Origin of the sequence: Crossiella sp. S99.2 (assembly GCF_023094165.1) — a bacterium.
Taxonomy (GTDB): domain Bacteria; phylum Actinomycetota; class Actinomycetes; order Mycobacteriales; family Pseudonocardiaceae; genus Crossiella.
The window spans coordinates 759501-776170 of the sequence record NZ_JALMDK010000005.1; the positions used below are offsets into that span (position 1 = coordinate 759501).

Genomic DNA, 16670 nt, shown 5'->3' on the forward strand with positions numbered 1-16670 from the left:
TTGAACCATAGCACTAGCCGGCTCTCACATAGAAGGCATCAAGGTCTCCATAGAGGATGCGGTCTGCCACGTAGTACAACCTCAGTCCGATTCCCGCGCGGCCATTTTCTGCGGACAGCACGTCCTGAACCGAGAAGTTTCCGTCCCCCTTGCCTGCGCCTTGGGCGGTGCTGGCGAATGGGTACTCATCGCACTGTCGCGTCTCGGTGTCGTATGGCGGGAGCTGGTTCGGTCCGGTATACGGAGGTCGGCGGTTGCATGCCTTGGTCTTCTCGGCCGCGTTCAGATTCCATGTCGGCCCGTCGTATGCGACGCGCTGAAGACCGAGGTCGTTGGGATCGCCGAGATACTTACCGGGAATCTTCTTCTCGGTTCCGTAGTTCGGATAGGTCTGCGCGGGACTGTTCTGGGCTCTGTTGATATGGGCCGTTACCCCGTCGTATCCTTCGTTGTAACGGTATTGAAGATGCGGAATGACATCGGTGAAGATGCACGCCTTCGGGTTGAACCTGAAGTAGTCGGCCGAGTCGCAGCGGATGCCGTGCCTGGCGCCGTAACCAGGCACGGTCACCGCGCCGGTGCTGTCGACAGCCTGGCCGGTGAAGGCCCAGAGGTTGCGCAGCACCTTTTCCGGCTGCTGGGCAGACTGGGTCTCATCGGAGTTGATGACCCAGTCATGCCACTTTCCGTCGTTCCAGTCGCCGATCTGCTTGGTGATCCAGTCGTTGTTGACCGAGCAGCCGACGGTCAGCATCGTGCAGACCACCTTGAGGCGCAGGTGCGAGAACCGGGTGAATGTTCCGGTCACCTTGTAGTCGTCGCCGCGGAACCACACGTGGACCAGGCGATTGAGGGGATTTGCGATACCGGCTGCGGTGTACTTGACCGTTGCCGTGCCCTGCGGTTGACCAGTGCTCGGATCGATGATGGTGGCCACGGCCTCGTGACGTTGACACCACAGGTTTCGGTTGTGAACTCTGCCAGGCTCGCCGTTGACATTGTCACCCCGCAAACACTCATCAATGATGGGCTGAGGAGGGTCCTCGGTGATGCCTGATCCTGGCCGGCCACCGCGCTGATTGAGCAGGTCGCCTACCGTCTGAGTGGAGACGCTGTTGTGTTTATGGCAAATCGCCGGGTGTCCTCGATGGTTCCGGTCCTTGGTTCTGGTTCCGGTGCCACCAGGTTTCCCTGGCTGTTCAGGTAGGGAGCCCCTGTCAGAGATAAGACGCCTCTGGCAGGTCCCTGAAATGGATCGGATTGACCTGCTGCAGCATGGCCTTGCAAGCCCAGTGCGAGGGCCGACGCGCACGCAGCAGCAATGATAGACATTCGTCTAGGTGCGGACGATGTCATATACTTCCCCCCTTATTATGTTGTTGTTCCCCCGGCGCTTTTGAGGCGCCTAGTTGGCACCGTAACGAGTCCACCAAGGGCACTACTCCGCCAAATGGACTATTTTCCGGAGAGTAGGCAGGGTCTCTGCTTAACCTGGTCCAGCGAGATCAACGAAGGACGGATTGCTCACTGAGATGATCACGTCAAGGTCGCCGTTTCGTGGTTGTACCTGGGACTAGACCGCGTTACCTGCGCTGTCATGGCGTTCCACGCCGGAGAGCCACTCGCCTTACGCGGAGGAGAAGGTCATGGACAACCAGCTGTACCCGCCCATGTCGCCGGGATCGATTGCCGCCGTGCTGATCGGCACCATGATCGGCCTGGTCCTGCTCGCCGCCGCGGCGGTGCTGCTCTGGCGGGCCGTGCACACCGATCGAGCTGCTCGCCGAACCCGGGAGCAGATCGACATGCAGGCGGCCCGGGACGCCTACGAGCGGGGACTGGCAACTGGTCGGATGGAGCGCGAACGCCCACACGATGATCACCCGTTCCCCGTCGGCAGGGTCGTGGACGCGATCAACCAGCTGGGACGGCACCTCAGCGATCAGCAACATCGGCTGACGCGCCAGCTCGACGAGATGCAGACCCAGCTGAGCCGGGCGTTGGTTCTGGCCGCAGGCGCCACGGTCCGCACTCCGACGCCGCCGAGGCCCGCCCCGGCACCGCCGCCGCAGGGTCCGGCCGGATCGCCGACCGCGCGGTTGGCGATCCGGCCGGACCGGTCGATGGTTCCCATGCCGTAGAACGTCGTGCACCTGGGCCGCGGTGTGGCCAGCTCGGCCAGGGGAGGGCGCGGGCGAATCGCTCTCGGTCCGTGGGACGGGGAGTCCGGTACCGTGGATGGCGGTGCCAGTGCGGAGATAACGTTTTCAGTCACCGTGGCCGCCTTGCTGAACCACCGGTTCCTCGCCACGGGCGAGGGGCTCACCAGCGGTTACCCGACTGGGTGAGAGCAGGACTGCGGACGACAGATCTGTTGTCTGGGGAGATCTCACCAGTACGGCCAGTCGAACACCTGCGCGAACGAATGTCGGTGGGTCGTCTTAGCATGGTGGCTCCAGCCCTGCCCTAGACCGCAAGACCCTTGTGAAGGGACTCCACCTCAGTGGCCGACCGTCTCGTCGTTCGTGGCGCACGCGAGCACAACCTCCGCGGAGTCGATATCGACCTGCCGCGCGACAGCATGATCGTGTTCACCGGGCTTTCGGGCTCCGGTAAGTCGAGCCTGGCCTTCGACACGATCTTCGCCGAGGGCCAGCGCCGGTACGTCGAGTCGCTCTCGGCCTATGCCCGGCAGTTCCTCGGCCAGATGGACAAGCCGGACGTCGACTTCATCGAGGGCCTCTCGCCCGCGGTGTCCATCGACCAGAAGTCCACCAGCCGCAACCCGCGCTCCACGGTCGGCACCATCACCGAGGTCTACGACTACCTGCGGCTGCTCTACGCGCGCGCGGGCAAGCCGCACTGCCCGGTCTGTGGCGAGCTGATCAGCAAACAGAGTCCGCAGCAGATCGTGGACCAGGTGCTGGCCATGGGCGAGGGCGAGCGGTTCCAGGTGCTGGCGCCGATCGTGCGTGGTCGCAAGGGTGAGTTCGTCGACCTGTTCGAGCAGTTGCAGTCCCAGGGTTACTCGCGGGCCAGGGTGGACGGCACGGTGCACTCGCTGGCCGAGCCGCCGAAGCTGAAGAAGCAGGAGAAGCACGACATCGCGGTGGTCATCGACCGGCTCGCGGTGAAGTCCAACGCCAAGCAGCGGCTCACCGACTCGGTGGAGACCGCGTTGCGGCTGGCTGACGGGCTGGTCGTGCTGGAGTTCGTGGACAAGCCCGAGGACGACCCGCACCGCGAGCGCCGCTTCTCCGAGCACCTGGCCTGTCCGAACGCGCACCCGCTGGCCGTGGACGACCTGGAGCCGCGGTCGTTCTCGTTCAACTCGCCCTACGGCGCCTGCCCGGACTGCACCGGCATCGGCGTGCGCAAGGAGGTTGACCCGGAGCTGGTCGTGCCGGACGACGAGCTGTCCCTGGCCGAGGGCGCGGTGGCGCCGTGGGCCAGCGGGCAGGCCGCCGAGTACTACGGGCGGCTGCTGGAATCGCTGGCCGAGACCATCGGCTTCCGGATCGACGCGCCGTGGAAGCGGCTGTCCTCGGCCGCGCAGAAGGCGGTGCTGCACGGCGTCGACAAGCAGGTGCATGTCCGCTACCGCAACAAGTACGGCCGCGAGCGCTCCTACTACGCCAACTTCGAGGGCGTGATCCCGTTCCTGGAACGGCGGCAGGAGCAGACCGAGTCCGACTACATGCGGGAGAAGTACGAGGGCTACATGCGGGAGGTGCCGTGCCCGGCCTGCCGCGGCACCCGCCTCAAGCCGGAGATCCTCGCGGTCACCCTCGGCCACCGCAGCCAGGGCGACAAGTCCATCGCGGACGTCTGCGCGATGAGCGTGCGCGACTGCGCCGACTTCCTCAACGGGCTGCAGCTGGACCGGCGGCAGAAGATGATCGCCGCCGCGGTGCTCAAGGAGGTGCAGGCCCGGCTCGGGTTCCTGCTCGACGTGGGCCTGGACTACCTGTCGCTGGACCGGGCCTCTGGCACGCTCTCCGGCGGTGAGGCGCAGCGCATCCGGCTGGCCACCCAGATCGGGTCCGGGCTGGTCGGTGTGCTGTACGTGCTGGACGAGCCGTCCATCGGGCTGCACCAGCGGGACAACCACCGGCTGATCGAGACGCTGACCAGGCTGCGCGACCTGGGCAACACGCTGATCGTGGTCGAGCACGACGAGGACACCATCCGCACCTCGGACTGGGTGGTCGACATCGGCCCCGGCGCGGGTGAGCACGGTGGTCAGGTGGTGCACAGCGGGCCGTACGAGCAGCTGCTGACCAACCCGCGCTCGGTCACCGGGCAGTACCTGTCCGGGGCCAGGGAGATCCCGATGCCCGCGCTGCGGCGGCCGGTGGACAACCGGCGGCAGCTGACCGTGGTCGGCGCGCGCGAGCACAACCTGCGCGGCATCGACGTGGACTTCCCGCTGGGCTGCCTGGTCTCGGTCACCGGGGTGTCAGGGTCGGGCAAGTCGACGCTGGTCAACGACATCCTGGCGACCGTGCTGGCGAACAAGCTCAACGGCGCGCGGCAGGTGCCGGGGCGGCACACCCGGGTCACCGGGCTGGAGCACGTGGACAAGCTGGTGCGGGTGGACCAGTCGCCGATCGGGCGCACCCCTCGGTCCAACGCGGCCACCTACACCGGGGTGTTCGACCACGTCCGCAAGCTGTTCGCGGCCACCACCGAGGCGAAGGTGCGCGGCTACCAGCCGGGCCGGTTCTCCTTCAACGTCAAGGGCGGCCGCTGCGAGGCGTGCGCGGGCGACGGCACCATCAAGATCGAGATGAACTTCCTGCCGGACGTGTACGTGCCGTGCGAGGTGTGCAAGGGCGCCCGGTACAACCGGGAGACCCTGGAGGTGCACTACAAGGGCAAGACCATCGCCGAGGTGCTGGACATGCCGATCGAGGAGGCCGCGGGCTTCTTCGAGCCGGTGAACGCGATCTACCGGCACCTGCGCACGCTGGTCGACGTCGGGCTGGGGTACGTGCGGCTGGGGCAGCCCGCGCCGACCCTCTCCGGTGGTGAGGCGCAGCGGGTGAAGCTGGCCAGCGAGCTGCAAAAGCGCTCCACCGGCAAGACGGTCTACATCCTGGACGAGCCGACCACCGGTCTGCACTTCGAGGACATCCGCAAGCTGCTGCTGGTGATCAACGGCCTGGTGGACAAGGGCAACACGGTGATCGTGATCGAGCACAACCTCGACGTGATCAAGACCTCGGACTGGCTGATCGACATGGGTCCGGAAGGCGGTTCGGGCGGCGGCATGGTGGTGGCCACCGGCACGCCGGAGGACGTGGTGGACGTGCCCGAGAGCTACACCGGCCAGTTCCTCGCCACGCTGCTGGCCAAGCAGGCAGGCGAGGTGCGTGCCGAGCCGAGGGCCGCCACCAACGGCAAGGCCAAGACCAACGGCGCCAAGGCGACGACTCCGGCGAAGTCCACCGGCAAGGACGCCGCTCCGGCGAAGTCCTCCGGCAAGGACGCGGCGAAGACGGCGGGCGCCGCCAAGACGGCCGCCGCCAAGAACGGCACGGCGGCAAAGAATGGTGCGGCGGCCAAGAACGGCGCCAAGACGAAGGCCAAGGCCGGCGCACGCTGACGGCATACCCGCCGGGCCGATCCGACCGACCGGCCCGGCGGCTGCCGTCGAGTTGGGCCAAGTGGGATGCCCAGTTGGGCCAACTGGGCGTACGACTTTGGCCAACTCGACGCTGGTGGGTTAGCTGCCGGGGCGGATCAGGCGGTGTTCGTAGGCCCAGATCACCGCGTGCACGCGGTCGCACAGGCCCAGTTTGGCCAGCACGCGGCTGACGTGGATCTTCACCGTGCCCTCGGACAGGAACAGGCCGGCGGCGATCTCCGCGTTGGCGGCGCCGCGGGCCAGCCAGAGCAGCACCTCGCGTTCGCGGCTGGTCAGCGCGGCGGCCGGATCGGCGGTGGCCGGGCCGGGCAGGTCGGGGGCGATGTGGTCGAGCAGCCTGCGGGTGGTGGAGGGGGCGATCACCGCCTCGCCCTGGTGCACGGTGCGGATCGCGGTCAGCATCTCCTCGGCGGTGCCGTCCTTGAGCAGGAAGCCGCTGGCCCCGGCGCGCAGGGCGGCGAAGGCGTGTTCGTCCAGGTCGAAGGTGGTCAGCATGATCACCTTGGGGGCTGGGCCGGGGCGGGCCAGGAGCCGGCGGGTGGCCTCGACGCCGTCCAGGCGGGGCATCCGGACGTCCATCAGCACCACATCGGCCGGGGTGGTGGCGAGGACGTCCAGGGCCTCGAAACCGTCGGCGGCCTCGCCGACCACCCGCAGGTCCGGCTGGGACCGGACCACCAGCACACAGCCGGTGCGGACCAGGTCCTGGTCGTCGACCACCACCACCCGGATGGTCAAGGCCGCACCGGCAGCCAGGCGCTCACCAGGAACCCGCCGTCCGGTCCCGGTCCGGTGGTCAGCCTGCCGCCCACGGCTTCGGTTCGCGCGCGCATCCCGCTCAACCCGTGTCCCTCCGTCCCGTTCGGCCCGGCCCCATCATCGATCACTGTCACGGTGAGGCCGACGGCGGACCAGGTCAGGTAGACCACGGCCGCCTTCGCGCCGGCGTGCCGCAGGGTGTTGGTCAGCGCTTCCTGGACCACCCGGTAGGCGGCGAGTTCGGTGGTGGCGCCCAGCGCGTGGCGGTCCCCGTGCTCGGTGAGGCGGACCGTGAGGCCGGTGGCGCGGACCCTGGTCACCAGGTCCGGCAGGTCGGTGAGCCCGGGTTGCGGCCGCCGGTCCGCCGTCGCGCCGGGGTGGTCCGTGCGCAGCACGCCGAGCAGTCCGCGCATGTCGGTCAGCGCGGCTCGGGCGGTGTCCTCGACCACCTGCAGCGACGCACCGGCCAGCTCCGGCGCGTACCGGCCGCCCTTGGCCTGGCTCACGATCACCGCGAGGGAGTGCGCGATGACGTCGTGCATCTCGGCCGTGATCCGGGCCCGCTCCTCCTGCCGGGAGTGCTCGGCCAGGCTTGCCAGCCGGGTCCGGTGCGCCAGACCCAGGCTCCACGCGGCGAGCACCACCGCGAGCAGCCCGCCGGCCAGCAGCAGGGTCGGCACGGGGGCGTTCGCCGCCTGGATCTGCGGCGATCCGGCGAAGGCCGCGGTTGCCGCCAGGGCCAGCACGACCCCGGCGGCCAGGGCGATGGCCGGGGTGCGGCCGCGGCCGTGCGCGCAGGCCGAGTAGAGCGCGATCGGGAACACCAGTGTGGACGGCAGGAACAGAGCGAAGGCGGAGATCAGCAGCGCCGCGCCGATGGCGAGGCTGACCAGCAGGAACGCGGGTAGCGGCCGGGTGCGGCGGGCGGCCAGGGCGAGGTGGGCGACGAACAGCGCGACCAGCAGTGGGATCGCCGTCGAGTGAGGCTGGGTGATGAGCGCGACCGGAGCGGACAGGCCGCCGAGCACCGCGGACAGCGTCGCGGCGAGCAGCGCGTCGGACACCCCGGGGCGCAGCCGCGCCAATGCCTCGGGACGCCATGTCCGCCGCTGGCTCATGTCAGCACCGTAGAGCGCGGGGTGCGGGTGCGGTCGGTGAAGCCGAGAGTGGCCGCGCCGAGGACGACGCCGAGCAGCACCCAGCTCAGGTAGACCGCCAGCACGATCAGCGCCGCCGGGCTGCCGGTGTCGAAGGGCAGGGCGGGGCCGCCGAGGGCCGTGGACAGGGCGGCGAAGATCGGCATGGAGCCCTGGCTGATCAGGGTGGCGGCGGCCAGGGCGCCGCCGAGCAGCAGCAGGGGGCGGGGGAGGCGGTGGCCCCAGGGCTGGACCAGGGCGTGGCCGAGGGCCGCCGCGGCGGCGAAGGCGAGGACCTCGCCGAGCGGGACGGTGTTGGTGCCGTCGGCGGGCAGGGCGAGGGTGCCGCCCAGAGACCAGTACAGCTTCAGCGCCGGGTAGGGCATGGCCAGGGCGAGCGCGGCGTGGCCGAGCCGACGCTGGTCGCCCGGCTCGGTGCGGCGGGTGCGGAGCAGGGCCAGTAGCAGGGTGCCCAAGGCGAGCAGGGCGGTGCCTCGGCTGAGCACACCCGGCCAGTCGACCAGGGCGAAGTCGCCCGCGGGGATGCCGGTGGCCCAGAAGAACATCCGGAAGCCGTCCAGGGGCAGGCCCGAGCCCGCCCACAGCAGCAGCACGCAGCTGAGTGCGCCGGTGAGGGTGCGGAAGCGGCCGAACAGGGCGAGCGCGCCGAGCGCCGCGGCGGCCGGGACCAGCCAGCCGGGCACAAAGACCTGTTGGTAGGACTGGCTTCCGGGTAGCAGGGGCCGGAGCAGCGACCCGGTGAGCGCGAGCGCGAGGGCCGCGAGGGCCGGGCGGGTGAGTGGGCTGGGTGTCATGGGACCGACCCTGGCGGCGGGCATGGTGACGGCGCGTCTGGCGGGTGGCCAGTCCGGGTCGGTCGCGCGGCCTATTCGGGCGGAACCGGCACGCTGCGCGATCGGAGAATGTCCCCGCATTGGTGGTTTGGATCTGGGCCGGGTGAACCCGGGTTGCGCCGGGGCGCGGGCGTCCGGCCGCCGTTCGACGATGGTGGTCATGATCCTTGGCCTGCCCGCTGCCCAGGCACGTTCGCGTTCGGTCCCGGCGATCCGCCGCGCGGCGCGGGCCAGGGGGAGTGTGCCGGTGGCGGCGCTGGTGCTGGCGCTGGCGGGTACCGGGGTGTTCTGGTGGCAGCTCGGCTCCAGTGTCCACAGTGGACTTCGGGTGGGGCTGGCGCTGGTGTTCCTGGTGTTGTGCCTGAACGTCTCGCTGTTCGTGGTGACCGGGGTGCTCGGGTTCTGCGCGTTGCTGCGCGGCCGGCCGCCGTCGGCGCTCGCGCCCGCCAGGGTCGAGCCGGGGCGGGGGAGCCGGACGGCGGTGTTGTTCCCGGTGTGCGATGAGGAGCCGGGGCTGGTGTTCGGGAATCTGCGGGCGGTGGCCGAATCGGCGGCGGGGGAGCTGGTCGCGGACTTCTTCGTGATCAGCAACTCGCGGGATCCGGCCCAGCTGGCGGCGGAACGGCAGGCCTGGCACCGGGTCGGGGACTGGGTGCGGTACCGGGTGCGCGGCGGGCCGGGGCGCAAGGCGGCGAACGTGCAGGAGTTCTGCGCGGTGTGGGGCGATGACTACGACTACCTGGTGGTGCTGGACGCGGACAGCGTGATGTCCGGGGCGACCCTGCGGCAGCTGGTCGGCCTGATGGACGCCAACCCGGCGGCCGGACTGATCGAGGTGCCGGGCGCGCCGGTGGGCGGGCGGACCGTGTTCGCGCGGCTGCAGCAGTTCGCGGCCGCGGTGTACGGGCCGATCTGCGCCTGGGGCAACCGGGTCTGGCAGCGCGGGAACGCGAACTACCACGGGCACAACGCGATCATCCGGATCGCGCCGTTCCGGGCGCACTGCCGGTTGCCGGAGTTGCCGGGCGGGCCGCCGTTCGGCGGCGAGATCCTCAGCCACGATTTCGTGGAGGCCGCGCTGTTGCGGCGGGCGGGCTGGGAGGTGTGGTCGGCGCCGGAACTGGGTGGCAGCTACGAGTCCGCGCCGCCGACGATCGTGGAGTACGCGCGCCGGGATCGCCGGTGGTGCCAGGGAAATCTGCAGCACCTGCGGGTGATCTGCTGGCCTGGCCTCACGCTCACCAGCCGGTTGCACCTGGCGCGGGGTGTGTTGCAGTACCTGGCCGCGCCGCTGTGGCTGCTGTTCGTGGCCGCGCACCTGTTCGCCGCGCCACCGCGGGCCGGCGCGCTGGTGCTCGGGTTTGTCGCGGTGTGGCTGGTGATGCGGCTGCTCGGGGTGCTCGGCGTGCTGCTGACCCGGCGGCGCGGCAGCTGGCCGGCGGGGCGGTTGCTGCTGGGCGCGCTGACCGAACTGGTGACCTCGGTGCTGGTGTGGCCGGTATTGGTGTTGCTGCACACCAGGTTCATCGTGGCGTTGCTGGCCGGGCGGGACACCGGATGGCCGCAGCCGGACCGGGACGGGGCGCCGATCCCGTTCCGCCGCCTGCTGTGGTTCCACCGGGTGGAGCTGGGCACGGGGGCCGGGGTCGCCGCACTGTGCGCGGTGTACCCGGCGTTGCTGACCGGGTGGCTGGTGCCGGTGCTGGCCGCGTGGCTGGGCGCGGCCGGATTGTCGGCGATGACCGGACGGCGGAGCAGGCGGACTTTCTTGCTGGGCACCGAATTGGAGCGGCGGCCCGGCCCGGTGTTGCGCCGGGCCGCCGTGCTCCGCGTGGGTTACCGGGTCAGACGTGCGTGCTCAACCAGTTCAGCACCGCCTGCTGGAGCTGTGGCGCCGAGGGGTGCAGGTTGAGGTCGTGGCCCACGCCTGGCGCGACGTAGGCCGACACGGTGGGCGCATGCGAGTAGTAAGCGCTTTCCGTGTTGAGCACGGTGGTCGCGCTGGCGCAGTTGGTGGCGCCGGTGCCGCAGAACAGCTTGTCCGAGCCGCCGACGGCCAGCAGCACCGGCGCGTTGATCAGCGCCGAGTACGGCGGGATGATGCCGACGCCGAGGGAATCGGCCGTTTCCAGTGCGCTGAGCACGTCCTTGGTCTGTTCGTCCACCGCCAGCATGCCGGGATCGACCACCCCGGGATCGTGGAAGAGCAGCCCGCGCTTGTTGGGTTTGCTGGTCAGGTAGGTCGGGTCGTAGCCGCCGCCGGAGAGCTGCGGGTCGAGCATGGCCGGGTGGATCTCGGCGAGCGCGGTGGCCAGGTTGAGCAGGTTCGGCTGGTGCGTCATGCCGGTGAGCACCACCCCGTCCACGTCCCGGTGGGTGCCCGCCTCCAGCACTGAGATCGCCGAGCCGATCGAGTGTCCGATGAGGACGACCTTGGCGAAGGAACCGCGCAGGGTCTGGATCACCTTGTGCACGGCCTGGGCCTGCATCAGCGCGGTGACCAGGATGCTCGGCGGCCGCGAGCTGTCCCCGCTGCCCAGCCGGTCCACCACCGCGGTGGCGTAGCCGGCGGCGTTCATCGCCTTGCGGAAGTTGTAGGTGCCCTCCTGGTACGGGAAGTCCCAGTAGGCGTGGTTGTAGGTGCCGCCGGGCACCATCACCAGCACCTTGGTGGCGCCGGCCGGGGTGCACAGGGTGCCGCGCATGTGGTGCTGGGTAAGCAGCACCGTGACGCTCTGGTCGATGGGCTGACAGACCGGATCGGTTGTGGCGGACGCGGTTGAGGGGACGAGGAGCTGGGCCAGCAGAACGGTGAAAACCAGACCCAGCAAGCGGGTCAGGACCGACCGTTGACGCATGGGACCTCCGGGTCTCGACAAACGGGAACGACTTGCGCGCAGCCATGGTCGAGGGGTCGCCGGAGGGCTGGGTTCGGCCGAACGGGTGCTGACCCGGTCCGACACCACGATGTGATCGTTTCGCGTCCGGGGCTCAGCGGGCGCGGCGCTGCTCCACGATTCCCCGGTGCAGCAACAGGAATCCGGCCAGGCCCATCAGCACGCCGGCCAGCAAGATGGGTTGCGGGCCGTAGAGGAAGCCGAGCACGGTCGAGCCGGAGCTGTTCATTCCGCTGAAGTACATGAGTTCCTGCCCGGCCAGCGCGAGCCCGGTGAACAGCGGACCCAGCGCCAGCGGCAGCGCGCCCCGGTCGGCCAGCAGCGGGGCCACCGCGCCCGCGGCCAGGATCACCGCGACGATCACCAGGATCATGATCAGCCCGGCCGGCAGGCGTTCGGCCATGATGAGCAGGGCACGCACACTGCCACCCGCCAGTTCGTGCGCGAGCACCGTGCCGGTGGCCAGCAGCAGGCAGATCACCGCGCCGCTGAACAGTCTGCGGCGCACGGTGGCGGCCGCGATGCCCAGCACCAGTCCGGTGGCCGCGATCGGCAGGATCGGGGTGGCCGCCATGGTCATCGCGGAGTAGGCCCCGACCAGTGGCGCGCTGGAGGCCAGCGAGGCCGCGGTGACCAGGATCGCGATGCCCAGCACACCGATTCCGGCCGCCACGCCCACCGCGATGGTGGCCGCCAGGGTGATCGAGGCGGCCACGCCGACCTCGGCCATCGACTTCGGTCCGGCCGGGAAGAACGAGCTGATCAGCTTGGGCAGCAACGGAAGCGGGCTGGCGTAGAGGCCGAGTCTGAGCATCCGGCGGTCCGGTGGGTACTCGGCGGGCTCGCGCAGCCGCCCGGTGGTCACCGCCAGCACCGCGAGCACCGCGCCGATCAGGCCGAGCGCGGTCAGCAGCGCCACCGCGCCATCCGGCGGCGGTGGGCCGGGCACCGGGGCCGGGCGGCCGAACAGGATCCGGCTGAACAGCTCCGCGCCGATCATCGCCGAGACCACCGCGGCCGCCGCGGCCCGCGCGCCGGAGCGGGCCAGGTGCTGGGCCGCGCCCAGGATGCCCGCGATCAGCAGTGAGCCGCCCATGGTGCCGCTGGCGGTGAGCGTGTCGATCAGCCCGACCTGGCCTGCCGCGTACTGGTCCGGCCAGCTGGTCTCGTGCAGCAGGGTCGGCCAGATCCGCACCACCGCGGCGGGCAGCCCGGCCAGCACCCCGGCCAGCAGCAGCCAGGGCCAGCGCCGGATCAGGCAGAGTCCGGCGGCGATGCCGATCACCCCGGCCACCGTGGTGACCAGCTGGCTGAAGTGCAGCTCCAGCGTGGGCCGGGTGGACAGGTCGGTCAGGTGCCGGGCTTCCGGGCCGATCAGGCCGATCAGCCCGGCGATGCTGGCCAGTACCACCGCGGTGATGACCCGGGGACCGAGTTGCCTGGGCCGCCGGTCCGGGTCGGCGATGCGGAGGGTGGCGGCCCCGGGGGTCATACGCAGCACGCTAGCGGCACCCCCGGCGGCCACCGGAAGAGCGGGATCGGAAACTTTGGGGTGCCCTGACCTTCGAGTTCCCGATCAGCCCTTCGTCGTCAGCATCAGCCCTTCGCCGTCAGCGAGGACCTGGCCAGCACGTAGGCCGGCAGCATCTGCTTGTGCTCGTCGGTGTCGATGCCGCCGAGGTGCAGGATCACCGCGCCCTTGGGCGTGGACACCGCCAGCGCGCGCTGGAACCGCTCGCCGCCGTTGATCGGGTCGGGCAGCCGGTAGCTCACCTCGGCCGCGGCCAGCGAACCCGCCGCGGTGGTGCGGATCTCCGGCTTGACGGCCTTCTTCTCCCCGGTCATGAAGTTCTCCAGGGCCTTGCTCGCGTCCAGGGTGGACTTGCTGGTCCAGACCCGCAGGAAGCCGATGTTGCCCGCCGGCTTGGCGTCGACCTCGCAGGCCACCAGGAAGTCGCCCTGCTTGCCCATCACGGTGGAGGTGGACTCGGCCACGGTCTTGGCCACCCAGAGCTTGCCCAGCTCGAAATCGACCGGCAGCTGGCAGGCCGCGGAGACCTTGCCGCCGGACCCGGCCACCTTCACATCGTCGAACCAGGGTTCACCCGGTTTGCCGAGGGCGGAAGTAGGGGCGGCGGCCGAGGAGGTCGCGGCCGAGGTGCCCGCCGAGGAGGTCGGGGCACCCGGACCGGCGCCCTGCCCGCCACAGCCAGTGAGCAGCAGGGCGAGCAGGGCAGCGGTCGCGGGCGCGCGGAAACGCACGTTCATGATCAGGTTCCCCCAGGTCAAAGGTGCTTGCTGAGGGTGACCCTAACCCGCGATCAACCGATGAGCACACTCAGAATCGCGGCCACCCCGAAGCCGACCAGGGACAAGATCGTCTCCAACACGGTCCAGGTCTGCAGCGTCTCCTTGGTGGGGATGCCGAAGTACTTGGAGACGATCCAGAACCCGCCGTCGTTGACGTGCGAGGCGATGATCGACCCGGCCGCGATGGCCGCGCCGATCAGCGCCAGCTGCGGCTGGGAGTACCCGGCGTCCTTGAGCAGCGGCGCCACGATCCCGGCGGTGGTGACGATCGCGACCGTGGCCGAGCCCTGGGCGATCCGCAGCCCGCAGGCGATCACGTAGGACAGCACGATGAACGGCAGTCCCGCGTCGGAGAGCGTGCCGGCCAGGGCCTTGCCCACGCCGGTGGCCGAGAGCACCGCGCCGAAGAACCCGCCGGCGCCGATCACCAGCAGGATCATGCCGACCGGGCGCAGCGCGGCCCCGGTCATGTCGCCGATCTCCTTGCCGGTCATGCCCCGCCGGGTGCCCAGCAGCCACAGTGCCAGCAGCAGCGCGATGGTCAGCGCGATCGCCGGGTTGCCGAAGAAGGTGAGCACGTTGAGCACCTGGTTGCCCTTGGGTAGCAACACGCTGCCGAAGGTGGCGCCCAGGATCAGCACCAGCGGCAGGCCGATGATGAAGCACACCAGGGCGAGCGAGGGTTCGCGGCGGTCCTTGTTCTTGTCCGCGAACGCCGCGCCCGCGGCCACCAGCTCCTCGGCCACCGGGATGTGGATCCGCTTGCCGATCCAGCTGGAGTAGAGCACGCCACCGATCAGCCAGGCCGGGATCGCGCAGGCCAGACCCATGATGATCAGCCAGCCCAGGTCCACCTTGAGCAGTCCGGCCAGTGCGACCGGGCCGGGGTGCGGCGGCAGGAAGGCGTGCATCACGGACAGGCCAGCCAGCAGCGGCATCGCGTAGAGCACGATGGACTTGCCGCTCTGCTTGGCCGCCACGTAGACCAGCGGGGCGAGCACGAAGATGCCGATGTCGAAGAACACCGGGATGCCGAAGATCAACCCGGCCAGGCCCATGGCCAGCGGCGCGCGGTTCTCGCCGAAGAGCCCGAGCAGCTTCCGGGTGAGCACCTCGGCCCCGCCGGAGGCCTCCAGGATCGCGCCGAGCAGCGTGCCGAGGCCGATGATCGCGGCGACGTGCCCGAGCACGCCGCCGAATCCGGTCTCGATCAGCGACTCCTTGGCGGCCTGCGCCGAGCCGACCAGCCTCTCGATCGACACCCCGGCCGCGAGCGCGACCAGCACGCCCGCGATCAGCAGGGCGATGAACGGCTCCACCTTGAACTTGATGATCATGGTGAGCAGCACGGCGATGCCGACCGCGGACAGCAGCAGCAGTCCTGGTGTCGACGTTTGCAGCCAGGTGAGCAAAGGGTTCTCCCCAGTGGCGGGTGGGATTTCTAACGCGTTCCGGTTGGTGTGTTGCGCACGGAACGACCGGCCAGTGCGCCGGTGTGCGTGCCGTCGTCGATCACCGGGACCCCGTTGACCACGACATGCAGAATGCCCTCGGGGCGGGTCCTCGGCGACTCGAAGGTGGCGGTGTCGCGCACCGCCGCCGCGTCGAAGAGCACCAGGTCCGCCGCGAAGCCCTCGCGGACCAGGCCGCGGTCGGTCAGCCGCAGCCGCCGGGCGGCGCGACCGGTCATGTGCGCCACGCAGTCGGCCAGCCCCAGCACCCCGAGGTCGCGGACGTAGCGGGCCAGGTAGCGCGGGAAGGTGCCCCAGGCACGCGGGTGCGGGCGGTCGCCGACCAGCAGGCCGTCGCTGCCCACGGTGTGCGCCGGGTGCCGCATGATCGCCTGCACGTTCTCCTCGTGCCCCACGTGCATCAAGCACGAGGTGCCAAGGGATTCGGCGACCAGGGTGTCGAAGTACAGCTCGGACGGGGCGATCCCGGCCTTGGCCGCGCTGTCCCGCACCGAGCGCCCGACCAGGTGGCCGTGCAGGTCGGGTTTGCGCACCCCGTTGATCTCGATGGCGGACCAGTCCACCGGCACGCCGTGGCAGCCGTCGGAGCCGATCTCCTCCAGCTCCACCCTGATCCGCTCCCGGGTGTCCACATCGGACAGTCGACCGAGGGCCGCGTCCAGACCGCCCGCGGTGGCCCAGCTGGGCAGCAGCGCGGACAGGTAGGTGGCGCCGGGCAGGTACGGGTAGGTGTCCAGGGTGATGTCGCAGCCGTCCGCGATCGCACTGTCCACCATGGACAGCAGCTCACCGGCGCGGCCCTTGTTGACCGGGAAGTTCATCGTGGCGTGCGCCAGGTGCAGCGGGCAGCCGGAGCGGACCGAGACGTCGATCATCTCCGCGTACGCCTCGACCGCGCCCGCGCCGTAACTGCGGTGGTGCGGGCTGTAATAGCCGCCGTGCTGCCCGGTCACCGCGCACAATTCCACGAGTTCCTCGGTGCCCGCGTACATGCCGGGGGTGTAGGTGAGCCCGGAGGACATGCCCACCGCGCCCTGCGCGAGTCCCTCGGCCAGCACGGTCTTCATCCGGTCCATCTCGGCCGCGGTGGCCGGGCGGTCGTCCCAGCCCACGCACAGCATCCGCAGCGTGCCCTGCGGCACCAGGTAGGCCGCGTTGACCGCGATCCCGGTGTCCAGGCGGTCCAGGTACTCCCCGACGCTGCGCCAGTTCCAGTCGAATCCGGCCGGGTCGTCGTTCCAGCCCGCCAGCTGCTGCCGGAGCTGACCGAGCACCGCATCGTCAACGGGGGCATAGGAAAGCCCGTCCTGGCCGAGCACCTCCAGGGTCACGCCCTGGCACACCTTGGCCTCGTGGTCGGGCTTGGCCAGGATCTGCAGGTCGGAGTGCGAGTGCATGTCGATGAAGCCGGGGGTGAGCACCAGGCCGTCGGCCTCGACGACCGTGCGGCCGCCCAGCGTGCCCGGGTCGCCGATCTCGGCGATCCGGCCCTCGGCAACGGAAACATCGGCCAGGCGGGGGTGCCCGCCGGTGCCGTCCACCAGTAACGCGCCGCGGTAGACCAGTTCGGCCATGGCGGAGCCGTCCTCTCA

12 protein-coding genes are annotated in these 16670 nt (G+C 70.1%); 3 read left to right on the forward strand and 9 right to left on the reverse strand.

The window, feature by feature from the left end:
• Positions 1–13: 13 nt before the first annotated feature.
• Entirely contained in the window at positions 14–937 is a 924-nt protein-coding gene (locus MZC64_RS22825) for a hypothetical protein (RefSeq protein ID WP_247758339.1), read from the reverse strand.
• A gap of 709 nt (positions 938–1646) precedes the next feature.
• On the opposite strand from MZC64_RS22825, the gene MZC64_RS22830 reads away from it, so the two are divergent.
• On the forward strand, positions 1647–2141 hold the full coding sequence (locus tag MZC64_RS22830) for a hypothetical protein (protein WP_247758338.1): 495 nt from the start codon (positions 1647–1649) through the stop codon (positions 2139–2141).
• Positions 2142–2503: 362 nt separating this feature from the next.
• Positions 2504–5608, forward strand: coding sequence for an excinuclease ABC subunit UvrA (gene uvrA / locus MZC64_RS22835; protein ID WP_247758337.1), 3105 nt, complete (start codon positions 2504–2506; stop codon positions 5606–5608).
• A gap of 120 nt (positions 5609–5728) precedes the next feature.
• Here uvrA and MZC64_RS22840 read toward each other — a convergent pair whose 3' ends face one another.
• Genes MZC64_RS22840 through MZC64_RS22850 form a run of 3 tightly spaced genes read right to left on the reverse strand, consistent with a single transcriptional unit; the run spans position 5729 to position 8360 of the window.
• Positions 5729–6388, reverse strand: a complete 660-nt coding sequence (locus MZC64_RS22840) for a response regulator transcription factor (protein ID WP_247758336.1) — start codon at positions 6386–6388, stop codon at positions 5729–5731.
• On the reverse strand, positions 6385–7527 hold the full coding sequence (locus MZC64_RS22845; protein WP_247758335.1) for a sensor histidine kinase: 1143 nt from the start codon (positions 7525–7527) through the stop codon (positions 6385–6387). The genes MZC64_RS22840 and MZC64_RS22845 overlap by 4 nt, the downstream gene beginning before the upstream one ends.
• A complete protein-coding gene (locus MZC64_RS22850) occupies positions 7524–8360 on the reverse strand; it encodes a hypothetical protein (RefSeq protein ID WP_247758334.1) in 837 nt (278 codons plus the stop codon). The genes MZC64_RS22845 and MZC64_RS22850 overlap by 4 nt, the downstream gene beginning before the upstream one ends.
• A 199-nt stretch (positions 8361–8559) precedes the next feature.
• Here MZC64_RS22850 and mdoH point away from each other — a divergent pair, with 199 nt between their 5' ends.
• Entirely contained in the window at positions 8560–10311 is a 1752-nt protein-coding gene (mdoH, locus tag MZC64_RS22855; protein WP_247797736.1) for a glucans biosynthesis glucosyltransferase MdoH, read from the forward strand.
• Here mdoH and MZC64_RS22860 read toward each other — a convergent pair.
• From MZC64_RS22860 to MZC64_RS22880, 5 genes are all read right to left on the reverse strand, one after another.
• Positions 10244–11257, reverse strand: coding sequence for an alpha/beta hydrolase (locus MZC64_RS22860; protein WP_247758332.1), 1014 nt, complete (start codon positions 11255–11257; stop codon positions 10244–10246). The genes mdoH and MZC64_RS22860 overlap by 68 nt on opposite strands.
• Before the next feature lie 133 nt (positions 11258–11390).
• Entirely contained in the window at positions 11391–12788 is a 1398-nt protein-coding gene (locus MZC64_RS22865) for a hypothetical protein (protein ID WP_247758331.1), read from the reverse strand.
• A 104-nt stretch (positions 12789–12892) separates the two neighbouring features.
• Positions 12893–13564: a lipoprotein gene (locus MZC64_RS22870; protein WP_247758330.1), complete on the reverse strand. Its 672-nt coding sequence runs from the start codon at positions 13562–13564 to the stop codon at positions 12893–12895.
• Positions 13565–13617: 53 nt separating this feature from the next.
• Positions 13618–15018 (reverse strand): GntP family permease, encoded by a 1401-nt coding sequence (locus MZC64_RS22875; RefSeq protein ID WP_247758329.1) that lies wholly within the window; start codon positions 15016–15018, stop codon positions 13618–13620.
• Between the two features lie 29 nt (positions 15019–15047).
• On the reverse strand, positions 15048–16652 hold the full coding sequence (locus MZC64_RS22880; RefSeq protein ID WP_247758328.1) for an amidohydrolase family protein: 1605 nt from the start codon (positions 16650–16652) through the stop codon (positions 15048–15050).
• Between the last annotated feature and the right edge of the window lie 18 nt (positions 16653–16670).